Raw genomic sequence first — 3,434 nt, forward strand, 5'->3', positions numbered from 1 at the left:
TACCACCGGTTACGCAATTAAGGGACACAGCCTAACTTATCCCGGAATGCCTGAACGCTGACATGCTTACCAAGAAGCTCCAGGTTTTTAACTTTATCAGGCCACTTAATCTTCTTGAGTAGCCCAGCGGAGTTACCTGCCATTTCGATAACATCCATACCGGATAAAGTCGTGCGCCATGTCTTAGGCCAGTCTTTCATCGGCTTCAGTTCGCCGTTGGCAAGGAGTATGTCGAGCACGTCCATCTGGTCTATCTCAACCAGGCGGCGCAGGACATAGGCAGCATTCACTCCGACTTCTTCATTGCGTTCTGCCTTGAGCTCTGCAATGCGCGTCAGGATGTCATCATTCGCCATCATCCTGGCACCTTGGTTGCGGGATGACTTCTCGCTGTATCCCGCCCTAATGGCCGCCTGAGTGGCGTTGAGGTCTGATATGAACTCACGGGCAAACAGCTCTTGTTTGTCGGTGAGCTTTGCCATTTTGGAATTTCCTGCTGTTAAGTGGGGATTCCTCCCGTAGTTCGCATAAACTTAATGCTGAAATATCGAACACTCTCGGGAGAATGCTCTGGATTTCGTCATTTCTTTTTGGGCTGGTACTTCATCGCCCATGCCTTCGCTATGCGCAAGCAATCGTCAAACATCTTCCCCTTCCCTGATGCTGAGCTTGAACAGCGGTAGTGATCTACCGCTTTGTTTGCGCATGTCTGAGCCACGGAAATAGCAAACCCGTCACTGATGAGTTTCGACTTCACGTTAGCGTGGATGAAATCAGCATGGTTCATGCTGGCTCTCCATCAGGGAAATCGCCCAAATCGCACAGCCTGAACTGGATAAGGTCTTTAAGCAACTGCTCTGCTTTCTTAATGGCTTTCTTCTCTTTTTTGCGGCGGGTCATCAAAGCGCTACCCGTCTGTCCGTGCTCTTCGAAAGAGAATTTCTCAGCAGCAGCCACGCGGTTTGTCATCTGCTGAATGGTCATTTCGGTTAGCCCGGAGAAGTCGAGTAGATTAATATCCTTGCCCCCCTCAAGCTCAGTCATGTGATCGAAAACCTGAGCCTGAAGCTCGTAGCTGTAGCTCATCGCCATCAGACAGGCTTCGCGCTTGGGGAAGTTGCAGATTTCACGCTCAACCTTTCCGCCTGTACCATTGATGTAAGAGTCAGATGCAAAATATTTTTCAGCTGCATCCCCCAGTACCTTCGGCACTTTTCTCATAAAGCTGCGATGTTCAAGTTTTCGATACTGCTTGCAGGGGAACTTTAGCCCCATCGCCTCGGCTTTTTGTTTCCGGTCAGCATTGATGTAATCGACCATTTCCAGACTGCTCATGGTCGGGGCTTCATGGCTGGATAAAACAACTAATGATGTAGTCATAGCGGTAGTTACCTTATAGAAACGAGCCTTGTTGCCCAGAAACGCTAGCGCATAGAGACGGCTACCGGCCCAAACCAGCATTTCTCCAAGGCTTGTTTCTGTAAGACTCTATGCTTTGATTACGCCGGGCATGGCGTGTGGGATATTGCAGGACACAAAAAGGGCCCGGATTAACCGAGCCTCATTGTTTGGTTTCGCAGCATTGACACGCTTCACATAGTTGCGCCAGTTAGGCACGATCCCGTTTCAAACAGAAGCGTGTGAAGACGTCTCAAGGGGTTACACAATCTGATTCCTTGTCGGGGGAATTCTTTTCGTCGGTGATCCGCTTCTCTTGTTCGGAATTAAATTGCGCCTTGCAGAGACCTTGCAGTGAGAACACTGTCGCCAGCACAAACCAGCCTGAGTACACAGCAAAAGAAACATAAGCAATATCAGTAACGACGTCGTAAATTCGCCACATCAAAGGCTGATGCGTGTATTTTTTCTCCATACTTTCCCGGATTGTAGTCATCATAAAGCCAAGGAGACTAAGTGTGCCGAATAGCCATCCCGCAAAGTAGCCAATGTTTGTCAGTCCATCAATTGTATAGAGAGCGCCGAACAGCAGAGACAGAATTACGATGGCGTCACAGATATTTCATGTGATTACCTCGTGCACTGCTCACGGACGTATTGCTGCAATCCGGTCAGTTGCTTTGTGATGGTTTCGATTCCGGCTCTGAGACGGAAATAATCCCGTTCAGCATCTGGAGTAATTCTGGCGGTTCCTGCATTAGCCACGCCGGGGGTGGTGGGATTATTGCTACAGGTTGCGGAGACGAGCAGCCGCTTACGGCCAGCAGCGACATCCCGATGCAAATCGCTAATGGTTTTTTGCGCATCGGCTAATTCCTTCGTGTATTTGGCATCAAGCGCAGAAACATCACGCTGACGGGTTTGCATGTCGCTTATCGTGGCGTTAGCCAGCTTCAAATCGTGATCGGCTTTACTGTATGCGTTGTGGTAGTAGTAGACGCCGAATGACAGCACAGCAATGAGGATAAGCGGAACGGCGTAGATATATGGCTTCATCCGCCCAGCCCCCAGCAAGAAAGCTCGGACTCCTGGTCACGCCGCTCTATCTGCCCGTAACAGTTGTTTGAGCGGATACGACAATCTTTGCCCCCGTCCCAAATCCAGCGTTTAATCTCTTTACAGGCACCCATCAGATCGCCTGCATTCAATTTGCGGTAGAACGTTGAGGTGAAGCAGTTACCGGGACCGATATTCCACGGACAAAATGAGGCAATGCCGACTTTCTGAGTCTCAGTGAGCGGCACTTTAACGTTGCGATCCACCCAATCGAGCGCCTTTTGCTGCTCTATGGCATCGATTTTCGCGCACTGTTCAGTGGTCAGCTTCATGCCCTTCACTACCGGCTTGCCATCTACCCGTGTCACGCCACCGCAAATCGTCCAGATACCGCCGCCATCAGGGTAGGCATTCATACGGACAGACTCTTTTTCAGTCTGGAATTGCGCCATCATCACGGGAGCAGTCGCGCCAGCAGCGATTAGCGCCAGCATTGCCGCACTGAGTTTGCTTGCTTTCGACATTATTCACCCCGCGCTTCTTTGCGCCTGTCTTCCCTGATTTTAAAATAGAGGTTGGTCAGAAAAGTAAGCAGGCCAAATACCAGGCTACTGAGTACGCCCAGCGCCGCCCATTGTGTCGGCGATACGGTATCGAGTAATTGCAGCATCCAGTAACCGCCGCTTACACCCGATGCGCCGTACGAAACGCCAGTGGTTATTTTGTCCAATTGCATAGCCTCACCGCCGATTTTTCGGATGGCGCTGTGTGATTGAGGGGAAATAAAAAGGCCCACCGAAGTGAGCCTTAAAAATTGGTGGAACCCGATAGAATCGAACTATCTCCTGATGCCCTTCAGGCATCCGCGCGAACCATCTACGCCAGAGTTCCAGATGCAAAAAGCCCCGGTGATTAACCGAGGCCTTATCGCACATCTGTACCAAACTGATATAGAGGGAACAACAAACCTAGATGTGCGA

The 3,434-nt window shown here is 50.3% G+C and carries 6 protein-coding genes and 1 tRNA gene; all 7 read right to left on the minus strand.

The genetic code is table 11. The annotated features are described in order from the left end of the window. Window positions 1-17 precede the first annotated feature (17 nt). Entirely contained in the window at window positions 18-482 is a 465-nt protein-coding gene (locus ACTBDZ_RS16190; RefSeq protein ID WP_438816071.1) for a terminase small subunit, read from the minus strand. 301 nt (window positions 483-783) lie between these two features. Then, window positions 784-1,380, minus strand: a complete 597-nt coding sequence (locus ACTBDZ_RS16195; protein ID WP_438816072.1) for a Rha family transcriptional regulator — start codon at window positions 1,378-1,380, stop codon at window positions 784-786. A 271-nt stretch (window positions 1,381-1,651) separates the two neighbouring features. Next, on the minus strand, window positions 1,652-1,873 hold the full coding sequence (locus ACTBDZ_RS16200) for a hypothetical protein (RefSeq protein ID WP_438816073.1): 222 nt from the start codon (window positions 1,871-1,873) through the stop codon (window positions 1,652-1,654). Between the two features lie 155 nt (window positions 1,874-2,028). Continuing rightward, window positions 2,029-2,454, minus strand: coding sequence for a lysis protein (locus ACTBDZ_RS16205; RefSeq protein WP_438816074.1), 426 nt, complete (start codon window positions 2,452-2,454; stop codon window positions 2,029-2,031). Continuing rightward, entirely contained in the window at window positions 2,451-2,978 is a 528-nt protein-coding gene (locus ACTBDZ_RS16210; RefSeq protein WP_438816075.1) for a lysozyme, read from the minus strand. Before ACTBDZ_RS16210 ends, ACTBDZ_RS16205 begins: the two co-directional genes overlap by 4 nt. Beyond that, window positions 2,978-3,190 (minus strand): class II holin family protein, encoded by a 213-nt coding sequence (locus ACTBDZ_RS16215; RefSeq protein ID WP_438815808.1) that lies wholly within the window; start codon window positions 3,188-3,190, stop codon window positions 2,978-2,980. The genes ACTBDZ_RS16210 and ACTBDZ_RS16215 overlap by 1 nt, the downstream gene beginning before the upstream one ends. Before the next feature lie 79 nt (window positions 3,191-3,269). Further along, window positions 3,270-3,345: transfer RNA gene (locus ACTBDZ_RS16220), tRNA-Phe, on the minus strand. Window positions 3,346-3,434 lie beyond the last annotated feature (89 nt).

The organism is Symbiopectobacterium sp., from assembly GCF_051710365.1.
In the GTDB taxonomy this organism is placed as follows: Bacteria; Pseudomonadota; Gammaproteobacteria; order Enterobacterales; family Enterobacteriaceae; genus Symbiopectobacterium.

Coding starts and splice junctions, on each gene's coding strand:
- ACTBDZ_RS16190 (WP_438816071.1), bottom strand. CDS start 482: ATGGCAAAGCTCACCGACAAACAAGAGCTGTTTGCCCGTGAGTTCATA.
- ACTBDZ_RS16195 (WP_438816072.1), bottom strand. CDS start 1,380: ATGACTACATCATTAGTTGTTTTATCCAGCCATGAAGCCCCGACCATG.
- ACTBDZ_RS16200 (WP_438816073.1), bottom strand. CDS start 1,873: ATGGAGAAAAAATACACGCATCAGCCTTTGATGTGGCGAATTTACGAC.
- ACTBDZ_RS16205 (WP_438816074.1), bottom strand. CDS start 2,454: ATGAAGCCATATATCTACGCCGTTCCGCTTATCCTCATTGCTGTGCTG.
- ACTBDZ_RS16210 (WP_438816075.1), bottom strand. CDS start 2,978: ATGTCGAAAGCAAGCAAACTCAGTGCGGCAATGCTGGCGCTAATCGCT.
- ACTBDZ_RS16215 (WP_438815808.1), bottom strand. CDS start 3,190: ATGCAATTGGACAAAATAACCACTGGCGTTTCGTACGGCGCATCGGGT.